At 40.4% G+C, this 15,817-nt stretch carries 18 protein-coding genes, 1 tRNA gene and 1 pseudogene; 15 read left to right on the plus strand and 5 right to left on the minus strand.

The window, feature by feature from the left end; all coding sequences use genetic code 11:
* Nucleotides 1-7: 7 nt before the first annotated feature.
* Complete coding sequence (locus tag D891_RS0103025) at nt 8-1,549, minus strand: ATP-binding protein (protein ID WP_025209556.1); 1,542 nt, start codon at nt 1,547-1,549, stop codon at nt 8-10.
* A 103-nt stretch (nt 1,550-1,652) separates the two neighbouring features.
* Here D891_RS0103025 and D891_RS0103030 point away from each other — a divergent pair, with 103 nt between their 5' ends.
* Together D891_RS0103030 and D891_RS0103035 are read left to right on the plus strand one after the other, a co-directional pair.
* Nucleotides 1,653-2,297: a response regulator transcription factor gene (locus D891_RS0103030; RefSeq protein ID WP_198014777.1), complete on the plus strand. Its 645-nt coding sequence runs from the start codon at nt 1,653-1,655 to the stop codon at nt 2,295-2,297.
* 35 nt (nt 2,298-2,332) lie between these two features.
* Nucleotides 2,333-3,250, plus strand: coding sequence for a hypothetical protein (locus tag D891_RS0103035; RefSeq protein ID WP_156919057.1), 918 nt, complete (start codon nt 2,333-2,335; stop codon nt 3,248-3,250).
* A 56-nt stretch (nt 3,251-3,306) separates the two neighbouring features.
* On the opposite strand, the gene vapC is transcribed toward D891_RS0103035, so the two are convergent.
* Together vapC and D891_RS0103045 are read right to left on the minus strand one after the other, a co-directional pair.
* Nucleotides 3,307-3,699 (minus strand): type II toxin-antitoxin system tRNA(fMet)-specific endonuclease VapC, encoded by a 393-nt coding sequence (vapC, locus tag D891_RS0103040; protein ID WP_198014778.1) that lies wholly within the window; start codon nt 3,697-3,699, stop codon nt 3,307-3,309.
* Between the two features lie 9 nt (nt 3,700-3,708).
* On the minus strand, nt 3,709-3,945 hold the full coding sequence (locus tag D891_RS0103045) for an AbrB/MazE/SpoVT family DNA-binding domain-containing protein (protein ID WP_025209560.1): 237 nt from the start codon (nt 3,943-3,945) through the stop codon (nt 3,709-3,711).
* A gap of 550 nt (nt 3,946-4,495) precedes the next feature.
* Here D891_RS0103045 and D891_RS0103050 point away from each other — a divergent pair.
* The 6 genes and pseudogenes from D891_RS0103050 to D891_RS10105 all read left to right on the plus strand — a co-directional run.
* A complete protein-coding gene (locus D891_RS0103050; RefSeq protein ID WP_025209561.1) occupies nt 4,496-4,873 on the plus strand; it encodes a hypothetical protein in 378 nt (125 codons plus the stop codon).
* A complete protein-coding gene (locus tag D891_RS0103055) occupies nt 4,842-5,219 on the plus strand; it encodes a helix-turn-helix domain-containing protein (protein WP_025209562.1) in 378 nt (125 codons plus the stop codon). The genes D891_RS0103050 and D891_RS0103055 overlap by 32 nt, the downstream gene beginning before the upstream one ends.
* Nucleotides 5,185-5,619 (plus strand): hypothetical protein, encoded by a 435-nt coding sequence (locus D891_RS0103060; protein ID WP_025209563.1) that lies wholly within the window; start codon nt 5,185-5,187, stop codon nt 5,617-5,619. The genes D891_RS0103055 and D891_RS0103060 overlap by 35 nt, the downstream gene beginning before the upstream one ends.
* A 320-nt stretch (nt 5,620-5,939) precedes the next feature.
* Complete coding sequence (locus tag D891_RS0103065; protein WP_025209016.1) at nt 5,940-7,043, plus strand: IS256 family transposase; 1,104 nt, start codon at nt 5,940-5,942, stop codon at nt 7,041-7,043.
* Complete coding sequence (locus D891_RS09835) at nt 7,044-7,244, plus strand: hypothetical protein (protein WP_025209564.1); 201 nt, start codon at nt 7,044-7,046, stop codon at nt 7,242-7,244.
* Nucleotides 7,238-7,360, plus strand: a pseudogene (locus tag D891_RS10105) (UPF0175 family protein); the annotation flags it as partial. The gene D891_RS09835 and the pseudogene D891_RS10105, both read left to right, overlap by 7 nt.
* Nucleotides 7,361-7,439: 79 nt before the next feature.
* Here the strand turns inward: D891_RS10105 and D891_RS10110 are convergent.
* Nucleotides 7,440-7,556: a hypothetical protein gene (locus tag D891_RS10110; RefSeq protein ID WP_442905301.1), complete on the minus strand. Its 117-nt coding sequence runs from the start codon at nt 7,554-7,556 to the stop codon at nt 7,440-7,442.
* A 686-nt stretch (nt 7,557-8,242) separates the two neighbouring features.
* Nucleotides 8,243-8,318 (minus strand) — tRNA-Phe (locus D891_RS0103075).
* Nucleotides 8,319-8,488: 170 nt separating this feature from the next.
* Here D891_RS0103075 and lptB point away from each other — a divergent pair.
* The 7 genes from lptB to D891_RS0103110 are packed head-to-tail and all read left to right on the plus strand — an operon-like array spanning nt 8,489 to nt 15,814.
* Nucleotides 8,489-9,205, plus strand: coding sequence for an LPS export ABC transporter ATP-binding protein (gene lptB / locus D891_RS0103080; protein WP_025209565.1), 717 nt, complete (start codon nt 8,489-8,491; stop codon nt 9,203-9,205).
* Nucleotides 9,202-10,539, plus strand: a complete 1,338-nt coding sequence (gene rpoN / locus D891_RS0103085; protein WP_025209566.1) for an RNA polymerase factor sigma-54 — start codon at nt 9,202-9,204, stop codon at nt 10,537-10,539. The genes lptB and rpoN overlap by 4 nt, the downstream gene beginning before the upstream one ends.
* On the plus strand, nt 10,521-12,590 hold the full coding sequence (rnr, locus tag D891_RS0103090) for a ribonuclease R (protein ID WP_025209567.1): 2,070 nt from the start codon (nt 10,521-10,523) through the stop codon (nt 12,588-12,590). Before rpoN ends, rnr begins: the two co-directional genes overlap by 19 nt.
* The gene (locus tag D891_RS0103095) at nt 12,591-12,824 is read left to right on the plus strand and encodes a DUF370 domain-containing protein (RefSeq protein WP_025209568.1); all 234 of its coding nucleotides are present in this window, start codon (nt 12,591-12,593) and stop codon (nt 12,822-12,824) included. It abuts the gene before it with no gap.
* On the plus strand, nt 12,821-13,471 hold the full coding sequence (gmk, locus tag D891_RS0103100) for a guanylate kinase (RefSeq protein ID WP_025209569.1): 651 nt from the start codon (nt 12,821-12,823) through the stop codon (nt 13,469-13,471). Before D891_RS0103095 ends, gmk begins: the two co-directional genes overlap by 4 nt.
* Complete coding sequence (gene rpoZ / locus D891_RS0103105; RefSeq protein WP_025209570.1) at nt 13,452-13,655, plus strand: DNA-directed RNA polymerase subunit omega; 204 nt, start codon at nt 13,452-13,454, stop codon at nt 13,653-13,655. The genes gmk and rpoZ overlap by 20 nt, the downstream gene beginning before the upstream one ends.
* Entirely contained in the window at nt 13,640-15,814 is a 2,175-nt protein-coding gene (locus tag D891_RS0103110; protein ID WP_051453550.1) for a RelA/SpoT family protein, read from the plus strand. Before rpoZ ends, D891_RS0103110 begins: the two co-directional genes overlap by 16 nt.
* Nucleotides 15,815-15,817: the final 3 nt, after the last annotated feature.

Consider the following 15,817-nt stretch of genomic DNA (forward strand, 5'->3'; position numbering starts at 1 on the left):
TACTCATTCACCCATCCACCCTCTCAACTTCCCACTGGCTGATATTCCTCTCTCTTGAATCAAACACCATCCCAATGAGGTATATCCCTTTATTCTCATTCAAGTATTTCTCATGGTATCTTCTCTCTTTTATCTGCTTTATCGGCTGCTCTTTTGCATCAACCTTAAACTCAATAATTAATATCTTATCCTCTGTCTTAACTGCTAAATCAATCCTTCCCCTGTTTGTTATATCCTCAGGTATCACATCATAGCCCAAAGCCATCAGGTAGACAAAAACAACGCTGCTGTAATAACCCTCGTAGTTTGATATTACATTGTTTACATAGTTTGTGTATGGAATAGAGGCAAAGATCTTCTTAAACAGTTCAACAAAGCCGTTGATGTCGTTTCTGTTTAGACAGTCAAACATATCAAGGCGGTATCTGGCCTTCTGTTGTCTCTGGTTGGTTAGGTAATCTATGAGGAGCTGGTTTAGTGAGATTCTCACCTCTGTGTTTGGTACCCTGAGTGTGTAGGTGTATCCCCCAAGGTTGTCTGCTATCCTTTTGTCAAATGTCAGATAGCCTGTCTGCCAGAGGAGTGCCCTTAGGTCAATGTAATCAACATCAAACGCATTCAGTATCTCTTCTGTAACCTCTGAGTATTCAAGCTCTGGGATATAGTAATCACCCTCCTTTAGTAATTCTATCAGAAATGATGGGTTTCCTGTCTGCCACCAGTAGTTGCGGAATGTGCCGTTGTTTGAGAGAAACAGAAGTATGTCAAATGGGTTGTATAGTGGTTTGCCAAAGTAGTTGTAGCCGTTATACCACCTCTTTACCAACTCTAAGTCTATACCCTCTATTCTGTCTTTAAAGACAGTCAACAGATCATCATGTGTATAACCACAGATCTCTGCAAACTCTTCATTGAGGGTAATATCCTCTAAGTTGTTCAAACCACTGAATAGGTTGAGCTTTGAGAACTTGCTTACTCCAGTAATAAAGACAAACCTGATGTATCTGTCGCTGTCCTTTATCACAGAGTAGAAGTTCTTTAGAATGTTTCTTGCCCTTTTTGCCATATCCTTGTTTGTGATGTTGTCAAGGATGGGTTTGTCGTATTCGTCTATGAGGATGACGACTCGTTGGGAGTGTTTGGCATGAGCTTTCTCTATCAGTTCTGCAAAACATTCCTCGTTGGATAGATCACCGCAGTCAATCCCTAAGTCTTCCTGGTTTTCCTTTAAAACCCATTTCAGTCTTTTATGGATTCGCTCCTCATCCAAAGAGTAATCCCCACTGCCAAATGATATCCTTATGACAGGGTGGGGTTTGAAGTCATACTTGTCATAGATGTATAGACCTTTGAATAGGTCTTTGTTGCCTAAAAATATCTCTGCCAATGTGTCAAGGAAGAGTGATTTGCCGAAGCGTCTGGGGCGTGAGAGGAAGTAGTATCCACCGCCCTGCAAGAGTTTTAATGCAAAGTGGGTTTTATCTACATAGTAGCAGTTTTCCTCTATGATCTTGCTAAAGGTCTGGATGCCTATTGGGAGTTTTTTCATGGTAGATAAAATTATAATTCAAAAAAGCATAAAATCAACCCGATTGTATATTTTTCCACTCGTTGCTTGACCTTGTTGTAATTATGGGTTAGTCTTTATGTAAATGATTAGGGTTCTGATTGTGGAAGACGATAAATATTTGGGTGATGCGGTTAAGCTTTATCTAAATAAAAACGGCTTTGAGTGTGATTGGATTTCTGATGATAGAGATGTGGCTTCCACTTTGAATTTTAAGGGTTATGATGTGGTAATACTGGATTTGATGCTGAAATATGAAAAGGGAGAGAATATACTCTCAATGATAAAATCGAAATACAACCTGCCTGTTATAATTTTAACGGCAAAGGGCAAGATAGAGGATAAAAAAACATGCTTCGAGCTCGGTGCTGATGATTACATGGTAAAGCCTTTTGACCCACGGGAGCTGGTGTTGAGAATAAAAAGTGTTTGCAGGCGGTATGGCGATGAGACCGTAAAAGTTGGGGATGTTAGGATAGATCTAAGCAAAGAAACGGTGATGCGAAATGGCGAAAATGTAAACCTGACCAAAAAGGAGTGGGATCTATTGACTTTTTTAGTAAAAAATAGAAACAGGGTTGTATCAAGTGATGAGATCTTAAGCTATGTATGGCCTGATGGGGAAGCGGGTGATGATTCGGTTAGGGCTTATATTAAAAGGCTCAGGGATGCCCTGGGGCATTCTCTCATAGAAACTGTAAAGGGTAGGGGATACAGGCTATCAGGCTGACAATTACTTATCAGGATAAGATTATAATATTGACGGTGGCTATCATGATGTTTTGGCTTGCGGCTATAGATGTTGTGGTGGTCTCTTTTTTCAGAAATAGTATTTTGATGTCTTTTAAAAGGGAAGTCGATATGAGGCTTGATCTGTATAATAAGGGATTTTTAAAGAAGCTTCCTGAGGATATCTGTATAAGCTCAAGCCAGATAAAGAAAAAGGAGTGTATGCTTTACCGTATAAAGGATGGCAAGTATGTATATGTGAACATAGGCAGGATAAAGACACAGCTTGAGAAGTTTACATGGACCTTGATTCTGTGGGAGATGGCCCTAACCATGACTATAGTAATGATTGTTTTTGCTGTTTTTAGAAGGTTTTCTATGAAGCAGAAATACACCGAGGATCTGCTTAAATTTATCTTATTGAGCGTTTCCCATAAATTGGGGAACTTCATATCGGCTCAAAGGGTGAATTTGGAGTTTTTAGATCCAGATGAGCCTATTGTTAAGAAGATGAAGCTTGCTATGGATGAAATGGAGAGCGATTTTAACTTTTTAACAGAAACCCTCGGTAATATATCAAAAAACAGGGATAAGGAATGGGTAAACCTAAAAAAAGAGGTGCTGGGGGTAATAGAAAGCTTATCCAAAAAGCAGTGTGATTTTGAGCTAAACTTAGAGGATGTGGGTGTTAGGGTGGATGTGAACGATTTAAGGATTGTTTTGGGTGAGATATTCAACAATGCCGTTAAGTACAGCAATTGCAAAATCAAGGTGAGCCTTAAAAAGAAGAGTGGGGGTGTGGCGCTTGCGGTATCTAACCGTATAGCGGATAAGCCTTCCAATTCGGGTCTGGGTATCTCCATTATAGAATATATTTCAAAGAAAAACAACTGGGTTTTTTCTAAAAAGGTGAAAGATAGCGAGTTTATGGTTTTCTTGTGGATAAAAAGATGAGATTTGCTATTGAGTTAAACGGATATTCTTGTAAGAAATCTAATGCAAAACGCTTTTTATCTTGCCCAATTCTCCGCCCTTAAACCTTCTATTCTTCTAAACTCCCTTTCATTATTGGTCACAAGAACGGCATCTAAAGATATTGCATGTGCGGCAATTTGGAGATCGTAAGCCCCCATGACATTACCTTTTCTTTCAATTCCAGCTCTGATTTTTCCATAGATTTCGGCTACTTTTGCATCAAAGCCGTAGATAGTAAAGTTCTCTATAAAGCTTTCTATAAGATTAATTAGTCTTTTGCTGTTTTTCTTGTAAGCACCGTAGAACAGTTCGGCAACAACAACAGATGAAAGGGCTAACTCGTGCTCTTGTTCCACTTCTTTAAGTTTTATCCTTATCTCTTCTGGTGCATTTCTGATTATATAGCTGCAGATATTGGTATCAAGCATATAAATCATCTAAAACAGATCCCTTTCTTGAGGCAAGGGCTGATTCCTCTTTTTCATGAACTCACTGGTAATATCTTTAGACTCCCTAAGCCTGTCAAATAAATCATCCCACTTATCATCTGGCGGTATCAGAACTATACGCTTACCCTCTTTCTTTATATACACCGTATCGCAGTTAAGCCTAAACTCTTTGGGTAATCTAACTGCATACGAGTTGCCGCTTTTAAATACTTTTGTTCTGTGCATCAATGCACCACCTCTTCACTAAGTATCTATTAGTAATATATACATAAAAACTGAAACTGTAAAGAAAAACGATATTGTCAAGATTTTTGTGTAATCCACCTATGAGTGCCTCCCAAGAAATATACCGCCCTCAGATAGATGAACTTTTCAATAGATTGAGCAGAATGTAGAGCACCTATCACTGCGTTGCCCTTTTTTCTCCTTAACTCTTCAAAAAGCATTTTATACCCAATAGCAGGGAGACTAAATCAGATTAAAAGAGAGGCTTTCAAAAATCTGATGAGGTTTACGGGGGTATTATAAATATCATCCAAAGACCTTGAGAAAATCAAGAAAATAGCAGCTAAAAAAGGGTTAAGGTACCAGACCTTCATAAAAAGCGTTCTGCACCAGATTATAGAGGAAGAGTCTGCTTAGTTTGGAAATTTTTGGGATTTTTTATAGTGCCGAAACTGGGGAATTTAATTGACCCTGTGTGGGGGACTTTAGAGTCCCATTCTGAAAAAATTATCTTGACATTCCTTTATCTTTTATTTAACTTATAAGTGAAATGGATTTTGAGCTTTTTCTCAAAGGGCAAAAGTTTAAGATATTCACATTAAAAAGGGTTGAAAAGTATATAGAGGCAATAAAAGACAAAAAAGTAAAACAAAGGATTATCCAGTACCTTCTGAGATTAGGTGATAGAATACCGAATAAACCCGAACAGTGGGAAAGTATAAAAGCGTGCAAGAGAGTTAAGGCTTTTGAGTTAAAACCAAAGCCTTACAGGCTGGGCTGTTATGTTTTTGAGGATGCCATACTTGTGGTACATGTATGGAGGGTGCAGAAAAACAGAAGTGTAGATAAGAATAAGGAAATAAAGAAGGTGTGTGAAGTAGTGGAGGAGGTGAAAGATGGGTTTGAAGGGTTTGTTAGAGGAGTATAAATATGACGCCGATTTTATATACGAAGGCCTTATTCTGGATATATCTTACCAACTTAAGAAGCTCATGGAAAAGAAAAATATGACAAAAAAACAACTTGCTAAAAAAATGGGCGTCAAACCCTCTTACATAACGAAGATCTTCAGCGGTAGTAATATAAGCATAAAAACTATAGCTAAGGTGTTGGCAGCTCTTGAGATTGATGCGGAAATTCTTTTGAAAGAAAGAAAAACAGGGAGCTTATACGACGAAGATGGTTTAGAGAAAGGCAGAAATATTATCAAACTTGGCAAGGATATTTTGGAGGTAGATGATGAAGCTGACGGAATCTTCAATACTGCAGCTTAAAGCCATAAAAGTTTTGAACTTCAGAATTGAGGAAAACATAAAAGGCAAAAAGAAATTCAATTTAGATGGGGATTTTGAAGTTGTAGGGTATAAATTAGAAAATGATGTGTATAAAGGTATAGAGTTTAAGTTAGATATAAACAAAGGGTCAAAAAATGCCGCTCTCAAAGCCCATATCGAAATTTTAGCCTTATTCAATGTCGTAGACAAGGAGATGTCCGAAAAGGACAAAACAAGGTTTATGCTATATAATGGCTTATCGATCGTCTACGGTATAATAAGAGGAATGATATATCAAGCATGTTCGGCATTACCTCCCGATTACAGAGTTTTGCCTGCTGTTAATATAAAAGATTTCATAAAAAGCTGTATTGAGGAAAAACTAAAAGAAAAGCTGTAAAAAAGGCCTTTCTCTTTTTATACAGGAATTAAGTAAGGGCGGGCTTAAGCATTAAACCCCAATCCCCTTGAAATGATCTTTAGTCGTTTCCTTTGAGGCAAAGGAAGTATAGATAAAGCCAGAAACTAATTGATTTAACTCCAAAAACCGTTGGAGCAAAAGCTGGATATTTGCTAATATTTTTAAGAACTCAAAATTAGGGAGTGGCAAATATGGAAAAGTATTGGCAGTGTAAAATTACTTGTGTCACCCTTTGAAGGGAGAGGGGTTATATGTTATAACCCCTCTTTGACACTAACCCTTCAAAGGAGGAAAAACACATGTATGATTTGATTTTTACACAATTGAAGGAAGAATTCAAGTCAATGATTGAAAGGATCATGAAAGAGGAAAGAGACAGGTACTTAGAAGAGAACAAATCAACAAGGGCAAATGGATATTACACAAGGTCACCAAAAACAATATTAGGTCAGATGGAGCTTTCCATCCCCAGAACAAGGGACGGCAAGTTCAAAAGCGATGTATTGCCTGAGAGAAAGAGGGTGATGTTTCTCCTTGATGACATAATAAGGGCAATGTTCGTGTCTGGAGTCTCATCAAGGAAGGCAGGCAAGGTTTTAGAAAATCTCATTGGATGTTCCATATCATCCCAGTTTGCAAGCTATATTTCCGACATACCAAAAGAGGTCATAGAGGAGTTCAAAAACAGAAGGTTGGATGATGAGTATCCAGTCCTATACATAGATGCAACATACCTGCCTCTGAAGAGGGACAGTGTAGAAAAAGAGGCAGTTTATGCTGTTCTGGGATTGAGATACGACGGCAGAAGAAACATACTTGCATACTTCCTACCTGGAGGCAATGAGAATACACAGATGTGGAGAGAGATATTTGAGGACCTAAAATCAAGGGGACTAAAGAATGTCAGAATGATAATCAGCGATGATCTAAAAGGGCTCTCAAGATCAATAGAGGAGGCATTCCCCAAAGCAAAGCATCAGCTATGCTGGTTTCATCTGAAGAAGAACATAAAAAGCAAGGTGAGAAAGAGACACTGGGATGAGATGCTGAAAGAGCTAAACCAGATAATGGAGGCTAAGACCCAAGAGGAGGCAGAACTCTTGATGAATGAGTTCATCGACAAATGGAGTAGGCTCTATAAATCCCTAAACAGCCTAAAAAGTAAAGTCAAGAACTATACACACTTCTCAAACCTCAATGAAAAGATAAAGGTATACTTTTCAACAACAAACTGGATGGAGAGGTGTTTCAAGGAATTAAAGGATTCTTTAAGAATTAGGGGTTATCTCCATTCTGAGGACAGTGCTGAAAAGTTCCTTTACCTTTTCTTCAAAGATAAGGATGAGAAGTATTCATCAAGAAAGCTCAGATACTCTGAATACCTGATGGAGGCTTTTGGATAGATGGGGAAACTAAGTGAACCAAACAGGAAGAGGGGTGACACAAAAAAGTTGACATTGCCAAAGTATTACATAGAAATACCAGAAAACACAATCAGAGTATTGGGAATACCTAAAAAGGAAGTGAACTCAACAATAAAAAAGAGCTTGCCGTCTGTCTTTTTGAAAAAGGTAAACTCTCTTTTGGCCAAGCAAGAAAGTTAGCGGGACTATCTGTCTGGGATTTTATTGAACTGTTGAGAAAAAGGGAAGTGCCGCTTCATTGCGACATAGCAGAATTGGAAGAGGATTTGGAGACTCTGGAAAAAATAAGCTTTTAATACTTCATCGTAGCCCGTCATGCACTAATTTCTCACTTTTTAGTGCATATTTTTGTGATATGCACTGAGTTAGGGTATATTATGGTTTCTTTAAAATCTTGAACAGCAACTCATTCACAAAAAACTTCTCCTTTCCTACTTTAGCCTCTTTTAAAACGCCGATACTTGATAGTTCTCTTAGATACTTAGATGCTATGTTTCTTGAGGTATACCGCCCCCACTTATCAAGTCAATTCTTCCCATTTCCCTTTTCTCTCCTTAACTCTCAGTTAATAGGATTATTCCACCTCCTTTTCAAGCAACTATGTTCTCTTTTGTTTCTGTCTTGCACCCATACACCTCAAAAGGCCTCTTTATCCAATAGCAGAGTGTAATCTCTTGCTATTGTCATCTGTCATGTTCTTTGACAGGATACTTTTCAGTTCCGTCATTTCAAATATTTTCCTTAAGGATTGGATGTTATCCCTGGGAGGATACCCAATCCTTGAGAATTACACAAGATATTGTACACTACGCTCGTGCTACACGACGCTTTTTTCTCTTTTCTGCGTGCTTCTTGTATCTTTTTAGCGCCTCTCTCGTCGCATGTCGGGTAAATATGAGCACGAAAAAGGCATCTGGGATTCTCTTTGAGAGCTAAATTCGGGGAGCATGGATTCAGAGAGGCCTTAAAGGTGATTGAATGTGGCCTGATGGTGAGAAAAGTGAGAATGTTTGGGGATACTTTTGGGGTTTTATAGCCCGATATGCAGTTTAATTGGCTTTTCAGCTGGGAAAATATATCTAAAGAGCTTCTCCAGTATTTCTCCTATCGGTTATAATAAACTAAAAAAGCCAATCTTGAGGCCGCTCTCAAGATTGGCTTAATGATGGGCTTTCAAATGGTGCCGAGACGTGGAATCGAACCACGGACACAGGGATTTTCAGTCCCTTGCTCTACCAACTGAGCTATCTCGGCAACCGCCACCATTTATACATAACTTTTCTAAAAAGTCAATACCTTTTTGGGGTGTTGATATAAATCATAAAAAAGAAAGCCTTAAAGTTGGGCTTTGTCTTGATTGGCCTAGGTGTTTAGAGGGTCTCTATATTCTTGTTAAACCTCGATAAATTATGTATGATTAAGGCATGATAGAATGCAACGGATTGGTTAAAAGCTATAGAAAAAGGGTTGTTGTCAATAATGTGAATATAAACGCAAAGGAAGGCGAGATTGTTGGGCTTTTGGGCCCTAACGGTGCTGGCAAAACCACGACATTCTATATGATAGCAGGCCTGATCAGACCCGATAAAGGCTCGGTTTACATAAACGGGGAGGATATAACCCACCTGCCCATGTATAAAAGGGCGCAAAAGGGGCTTTCTTATCTGCCGCAGGAGCCTTCCATCTTCAGGGGCATGACCGTTGAGGAGAATATAGATGCCGTGCTTGAGTTTCTCTATGATGACCCCAAGACAAGAAAACTTATTCTTCAGAGACTGCTTGAGGATTTAAACATATCGCACATAAGGAACACAAAGGCTTATGCGGTAAGCGGCGGCGAAAGAAGGAGAGTGGAGGTTGCAAGGGCTCTTGCGACAAAGCCTAAATTTATACTGCTGGATGAGCCGTTTGCAGGCATCGACCCCATTATTGTGGATGAGTTGAAGGGCATAATCAAGGATCTGGCAAAAAGGGGCATAGGCATAATCATAACGGATCACAATGTCAGGGAGATACTCGATATAGTCGACAGGGCCTATCTGTTGTTTGATGGAAAGATAGTTAGGGAAGGGAAGCCCGATGAGCTAACGCAGGATGAAAAGGTCATAGATATGTATTTAGGTAAAAGGTTTTGCCTATGATCGATTTAAGAACGACGCTGGATACCAATTTAGGCCTTATATTGACGCCGCGGCTCGATTTATCGCTTAAGATATTATCGATGAATGTTGTCCAGATAGAGCAGAAGATAAAGGAATTAATGACAGAGAACCCCCTGATTAAGCTGGATGAGGATGTAAAGGTAAAAAAGCAACCTTTAATCGAGGATAAATTTAAAGAGATAGAAGACTCGTTTCGGCAGCATTTTGATGGTGAGGATGCTGTATCCGATATTATCGAGGCCACCGTTTCGGATACTCAAAGCATCGAGGATAGCCTGCTTATGCAGTTGGGTTTTGAGATGAGCTTAAGCGATACCGATAGGGCTATTGCAGAAGGCCTCATTTACAACATGGATGAGAAGGGCTTTTTGTCTGTAAAGCCTGAAGATATTGCTCTAAATTTAGGTGTAGGTTTAGAGAGGGTTGAATTGATAAGAAGGCAGATTATGAACCTTGAGCCTATCGGTTGCTGTAGTCTAAATACGGAGGAGTTTTTGCTCCATCAGGCCTCATTTGAAGCCGATTCGGGGATGAGAGAGCGGTTAGAGGAGTTTATCAAGGGTTTAAATAACCTTACCAGGCCGGATCTAAAAAGGCTTAAGGAGAGGCTTGGCTGGGATGATGGGCTATTTGAGGTGGTTGTTGAGCGATTTAAGGAGTTTATACTCTATCCGCTTGAATATTACAATCCCGAGGGCTCTATTAGCTATATCGAGCCGGATGTTTTTGTTAAAAGGGTAGGTTCTTCCCTTGTTGCCATATTGAACGATAGAAGCTTAAGCGGCTTTGGTATAGATGAGGAGATGTTAAACCTCTATCTGAAGGATGAAAACGCCAATGATTTTATTAAGGAGAAATACAGACAGGCCAGGGAGTTTATGGTTGCCATATCGAACAGAAATAAAACGCTTCTCAAGACCGTTAATGTTATATTGCAAAAACAGAGCAGGTTTTTTGAGGATGGCACCATATTGCCGTTAACCAGAAAAGAGGTGGCATCTATTTTGGGCTTTAATGTCTCAACCATTACCCGTGCTGTCTCCAATAAGTATTTGGAGTATAGGGGTAGCGTATTCCCGTTGAGCAAGTTCTTCTCAAGCGGTGTTTCTGAGGATGTATCGAAGGATTATGTTAAAGGGCTTATAAGGGATATGATAGAGAAGGAGGATAAGTCAAATCCGCTCAGTGATGACCAGATAAGGGGCATGCTCTCTAAAAAGGGTATAAAACTAACCAGAAGAACGATAACCAAATACAGGAAAGAGATGAATATTCCAAGCAGTAGGGAAAGAAGATGTCAAAATATACTATAGCGATTCTCAATTTGCTCTCATCGAAGGACTATAAACCGTTGAACGGTTCTGAGATTCGAAGGGCATTGGGTATATCAAAGAAGAGAAAGACGGCTTTCTATAAAGAGTTAAGAAGGCTAAAAAAACAGGGCAAGATAAAAAAGATCTCAAAGAGCCGATACATAATAGCCAAAAAGACATCCGTGGGCCACATCTTGAAGGGTATCCTTATCAGGAAGGGCGGTTTTTTCTATTTGGTTGATAAGGAGGATGAGGTTAAGCTTCCAAGGCTTATCAACACCGTGGGTGCGACCGAAGGTGATGAGGTTATTGTAAAGCTCAACAAGAGTGGCATCGGTATTACATCAAAGGTTGTTAAGGTTCTAAAGAGGAAGCTTAAGCAGGTGATCGGCTATCTTGTTAAGTCGCCACAGGGTTGGATAGTTAATCCAACAGAGAAGAAGATACCCTTTGTGGTCAAGGTTAAGCAAACTGATCAGAAGCTTAAAGAGGGCTGGCTGGTTCTGGCTAAAATCACATCCTTTGCAGAATCGAAGCATGCGGATGTAAGGGGTCAGATAGTTAAGGTGTACGGCGACCCTTACAATATAGAGATAGACAGGGAAGTGGTAATAGATAAATTTGGTCTGCCGAGTGAGTTTTCTTCTGAAATCGAAAGGGAGCTTGAGAATATCAATAAGCCCGGTGAGGGTGATTTTAAAGACAGGACGGACTTTAGAGGCCTTTATACCATAACGATAGACGGCGAAGACGCTAAGGATTTTGACGATGCGGTTGATATAGAAAAAACCGAGGATGGCTTTAGGCTCTATGTTCATATAGCCGATGTTTCCCACTATGTAAAACCGGGCATGGAGTTGGATGGTGAGGCATTGAGGAGGGGTTTTAGCGTCTATTTTCCTGAGGGTGTCATACCCATGTTGCCGTTTAAGCTTTCCAACGATATCTGCTCGCTGGTGCCTGGTGAGGATAGGCTAACGGTTAGTGTGATTATGGATATATCCAAGCGGGGCTCCATAAAATCATACAAGCTAACAAAGAGCATAATCAGAAACAAAAGACGGATGACATATAAGGCCGTTCAAGGCATATTAGATGGGAATATAAAGGATGAGGATTGGCTTAAGGATAGGCTTTTGTTGATGAGGGAGCTTGCAAAGAAGCTAAGGAGTCGGAGGTTTAAAAAGGGGAGCCTGGATTTAGATATACCCGAGCCGAAGGTGATTATGGAGGATGGCAGGATAGTCGATATAACCGAAAGGGAGCATATGTTTGCCCACTCCATAATAGAGGAGTTCATGCTTGCGGCCAACCTCTGCGTTGCGGATTTTCTATCCAAACATTACGATACATACATAAGAAGGATACACGAGGATCCAGACCCGCAGAAATTGAGCATACTTTTGGCATTTTTAAGGAAGATGGGCATAAGGGTTGAGCTGCCAGATGAGTTTACCTCCAAAGAATTGCAGAAGATCTTAAAGGCTGTAAAGGATGAGAAGCTAAAAAAGATAGTATCCCAATTGATGTTGAGATCCCTAAAGAGAGCCGAATATTCCCTAAAGGATGAGGGGCATTTTGCGCTCCATTTCGATAACTATACCCATTTTACATCACCCATTCGCAGGTATCCAGACCTGATCGTGCACAGAATGGTCAAGGCCGTTCTTGATAAGATCAGGCAGTCCTTTGATGACCTTAATATGGCGGTTGAGGTGATTAAAGAGAGGGAGTTGACAACAGAGAGTGCAATGTTCTATATGAATGATATAAAGGCTGCTCACTTCATGAAGCAGTTTATTGGCTATGAGTTTGATGCAACCATTACAACCATAGTGCCGAGTGGTTTCTTTATCAGGTTGAAGGATTATTTTGTTGAGGGTTTTGTTGCTGCCTCAAGCTTAAAAGACGACTATTATGAATATGTCGAATACGCCTATGCCATGGTGGGCAAGAGAAAGAAGAGGGTGTTTAAGCTTGGCGATGATGTAAGGGTCGTTTTGATAGGTGTCGATAAGTTTGCCGCAGAGATAGATTTTACCGTATTATAAATGGGTGTTGTTAATATAGGTTTTGGGAATTTTATAAATGCCGATAGGGTTGTTGCCATAGTGAATCCGACATCTGCGCCCATAAAGAGGCTAAAGGAGCAGCTTCAGCAGGAGGGCAAGATCATAGATGCAACCCAGGGCAGAAAGACCCGGGCTATTATCATTATGGATTCAGGGCATGTGATACTATCCGGTATAGCAGTCAATACGCTGGCAGAAAGGATGGAGCGATGAGGGGTGTTATATTTGTGGTTTCATCACCCACAGGAGCGGGCAAAACGACCATATGCAGCGCCATCAAAAGCAGAAGATCTGATGTGGAGAGGGTTATAACCCATACCACAAGGAAACCACGAGAGGGCGAAAGGGACGGCGTTGATTACTATTTTGTTGATGTAGACACATTTAAGGATAAGCTAAAAAAGGGCGAGTTTGTTGAGTATGCGGTGGTTCATGGACACTATTACGGCACCACGAAAGGGGCTTTAAACGATGTAATTAACTCAGGTAAACACCCGTTGCTTGCCATTGATGTGCAGGGTGCAAGGAATGTGATGAATACATTTGACAGAGTCGTCAGTATATTTATACTTCCACCGTCGTTTGATGAGTGGATTAGGAGGATTCAAAACGACAAAAAGAGGGACAACATGGTTGTCAGGATGAAGACGGCTTTGAAGGAGTTGGGTGAGCTTGAGGTTTTTGATTACTGTATAGTGAACGACAGACTAAACGAGGCTGTGGAATCCCTCAATGAGATTATCGATTCATCCTTGCTTAGAATGTCCTTTTTTGCTGATAAATACCTAAAGGTTGCAGACGATTTGAGAATAAGGGTTAAAGAATATCTGGAGGTGAACGATGGAAGTATTTATACCTGAGATAATAAACGGCGCCTTGAAGCACTTTCCCAGCAGGTATGAGCTTGTAAGGGTTGCAGCGATTAGGGCAAATTCTCTGTTTAAAGGGGATAAGCCGCTTGTGAGCGGTTCTGTTGCATCCAGACATAAAAACACTGTTGTTAGCCTTATAGAGATTAAAGAGGGATTGTGGAAGAAAAAATAGATCCTGCAATCAGAAAGCTTTATGAGGAATTTAAGGGTGAGATAAAGATAGACTTTAATGAAGAAAGGATAGATAAGGCCTTTCTTTATGCCTATGATAAACACAGGAATCAGAAGAGGGCATCCGGCGAAAGCTATATAGTCCACCCCATACATGTAGCAAGGATTGTAAATCAATTCTATTTAGATGAGAACAGCCTTATAGCCGCACTCCTGCACGATGTTTTGGAGGATACCGAGGCCACCGAGGAGGAGATAAAAGAGGAGTTTGGCGACGATGTCCTGTTTTTGGTAAAGGCCTTAACCAAGATAAGCAAGGTCAAATACAAAAGCAGCGAAGAGAATCAGGCCGATAACTTTAGGAAGATGATCGTCGCCATGGCAAGCGATTTGAGGGTTATACTCATAAAGCTTGCCGACAGATTGCACAATATGCGCACCATATCCTATCTTAAAGAGGAAAAGCAGAAGCGAATAGCCAAAGAGACATTGGATATATATGCCCCTATAGCCCACAGGTTGGGTATATATTGGCTTAAATCCGAGCTTGAGGATCTAAGCTTTAAATACCTCTATCCCAAGGAATATAATGAAATTGATCAGAAGGTTAGGGAGACCATTCAGAAGAAGCAGGAGATAATCAAGTTCGTTGAGAACAGGATAAAGCAGGATATGGAGGAGGCCTCGATAAAGTGTGAGGTCTCCGGCAGGCTTAAACATCTATACAGTATCTACACAAAGATGCAGAGAAAAAGGGTGGACTTTGACGGTATCTATGATCTGCTTGCCGTTAGAATCATCACAGAAACGGAGAAGGATTGCTATGCCGCTTTGGGTATAATACATAAGAATTACAAACCGTTGCCGGGCAGATTCAAGGATTACATAGCTTTGCCCAAGCAGAACATGTATCAATCCCTCCATACCACTGTTTTTGGCCCCAGTGATATTGTTGTTGAGATACAGATAAGAACGAAGAAGATGCATGAGATAGCAGAGGAGGGAATCGCAGCCCACTATAAATACAAAGAAAATAAGGTCAGCATAATAGATAAACACGATAAGCAGTTCCTCTGGTTGAGGCATCTGCTTAAGTGGCAGAAGGAGGTCAAAAACCCCAAGGAGTTTCTCAATACGGTCAAGGTCGACCTATTTAGGGGCGAGGTCTATGTGTTTACACCTGCCGGTGATTTGAAGGTCTTGCCGAGGGGTGCAACGCCCGTTGATTTTGCCTATGCAATCCATACAGAGGTGGGCAATAGATGCGTTGGAGCAAAGGTCAACGGCAGGATAGTGCCTCTGGATTATAAGCTGTCCAACGGTGATATAGTGGAGATATTCACACAGGCCAACCACTTGCCAAGCAAGGATTGGCTGAAGTTTGTTGTCACCAGCAAGGCAAGAAGCAGGATAAAGCAGAAGGTTAGAGAGAAGGAGAAGAAAGAGGCTGTTGAGATAGGTAAGAGCATACTATCCAAGGAGCTGTCCAAGATCAACAAGGGGCTACAGGCTTTTTTGAAGGAGGAGAAGCTTAAGGAGGCTATGTCGTATTTTGGATGCAATAGCATCGATGACCTCCTTGAAAAGATCGGTTTTTTGAAGATCCATCCATCGAGCGTTATATCGAGGGTGTATCCTAACCAGAAGAAGAAGGAAAAAAAGCAACTAACCAAAAGCGATGTTTATAAGATAAAGATCGACGGATCCGATGATATAGTCTTCAGGCTTGCCAAGTGCTGCAACCCTGTTTATGGCGATGAGATAGTTGGCTATATAACAAGAAACAGGGGTATTATCATCCATAGGGTCGATTGCGACAATATAAGGAAAATAGGCTATGATAGCGATAGGCTTGTTGAGGTTGAATGGGATGGCTCTATAAAGAAGAACATGCCCGTTAAGCTGAAGGTTAAGGTTAAAAATACTAAGGGTATACTTGCAAGGATAACCAATATTCTATATAACATGGATATTGACCTGGGCAACCTGAAGGTTGTATTTTTAGACAAGGCGCATACCACGGTGATGTTCGACATGGACATAGAGGTTTCAAGCAAGTTTGAGCTTGAAAAGCTCATAGATACTTTAAAGAAGGATGAGAATGTTTTGGATATAGAAAGGGGTAAAACCTATTACTATTACAAAAGGAATAGGCGGTGATAG

The sequence above is a fragment of the Hippea sp. KM1 genome (assembly GCF_000526195.1).
Lineage (GTDB): Bacteria > Campylobacterota_A > Desulfurellia > Desulfurellales > Hippeaceae > Hippea.

Excerpts from the sequence above, each read along its gene's own strand:
- D891_RS0103025 (WP_025209556.1), bottom strand. The coding sequence starts at position 1,549 with ATGAAAAAACTCCCAATAGGCATCCAGACCTTTAGCAAGATCATAGAG.
- D891_RS0103050 (WP_025209561.1), top strand. The coding sequence starts at position 4,496 with ATGGATTTTGAGCTTTTTCTCAAAGGGCAAAAGTTTAAGATATTCACA.
- D891_RS0103045 (WP_025209560.1), bottom strand. The coding sequence starts at position 3,945 with ATGCACAGAACAAAAGTATTTAAAAGCGGCAACTCGTATGCAGTTAGA.
- vapC (WP_198014778.1), bottom strand. The coding sequence starts at position 3,699 with ATGCTTGATACCAATATCTGCAGCTATATAATCAGAAATGCACCAGAA.
- D891_RS0103030 (WP_198014777.1), top strand. The coding sequence starts at position 1,653 with ATGATTAGGGTTCTGATTGTGGAAGACGATAAATATTTGGGTGATGCG.
- rpoZ (WP_025209570.1), top strand. The coding sequence starts at position 13,452 with ATGGAAGTATTTATACCTGAGATAATAAACGGCGCCTTGAAGCACTTT.
- lptB (WP_025209565.1), top strand. The coding sequence starts at position 8,489 with ATGATAGAATGCAACGGATTGGTTAAAAGCTATAGAAAAAGGGTTGTT.
- gmk (WP_025209569.1), top strand. The coding sequence starts at position 12,821 with ATGAGGGGTGTTATATTTGTGGTTTCATCACCCACAGGAGCGGGCAAA.
- D891_RS0103055 (WP_025209562.1), top strand. The coding sequence starts at position 4,842 with ATGGGTTTGAAGGGTTTGTTAGAGGAGTATAAATATGACGCCGATTTT.
- D891_RS09835 (WP_025209564.1), top strand. The coding sequence starts at position 7,044 with ATGGGGAAACTAAGTGAACCAAACAGGAAGAGGGGTGACACAAAAAAG.
- D891_RS0103065 (WP_025209016.1), top strand. The coding sequence starts at position 5,940 with ATGTATGATTTGATTTTTACACAATTGAAGGAAGAATTCAAGTCAATG.
- rnr (WP_025209567.1), top strand. The coding sequence starts at position 10,521 with ATGTCAAAATATACTATAGCGATTCTCAATTTGCTCTCATCGAAGGAC.
- rpoN (WP_025209566.1), top strand. The coding sequence starts at position 9,202 with ATGATCGATTTAAGAACGACGCTGGATACCAATTTAGGCCTTATATTG.
- D891_RS0103095 (WP_025209568.1), top strand. The coding sequence starts at position 12,591 with ATGGGTGTTGTTAATATAGGTTTTGGGAATTTTATAAATGCCGATAGG.
- D891_RS0103060 (WP_025209563.1), top strand. The coding sequence starts at position 5,185 with ATGAAGCTGACGGAATCTTCAATACTGCAGCTTAAAGCCATAAAAGTT.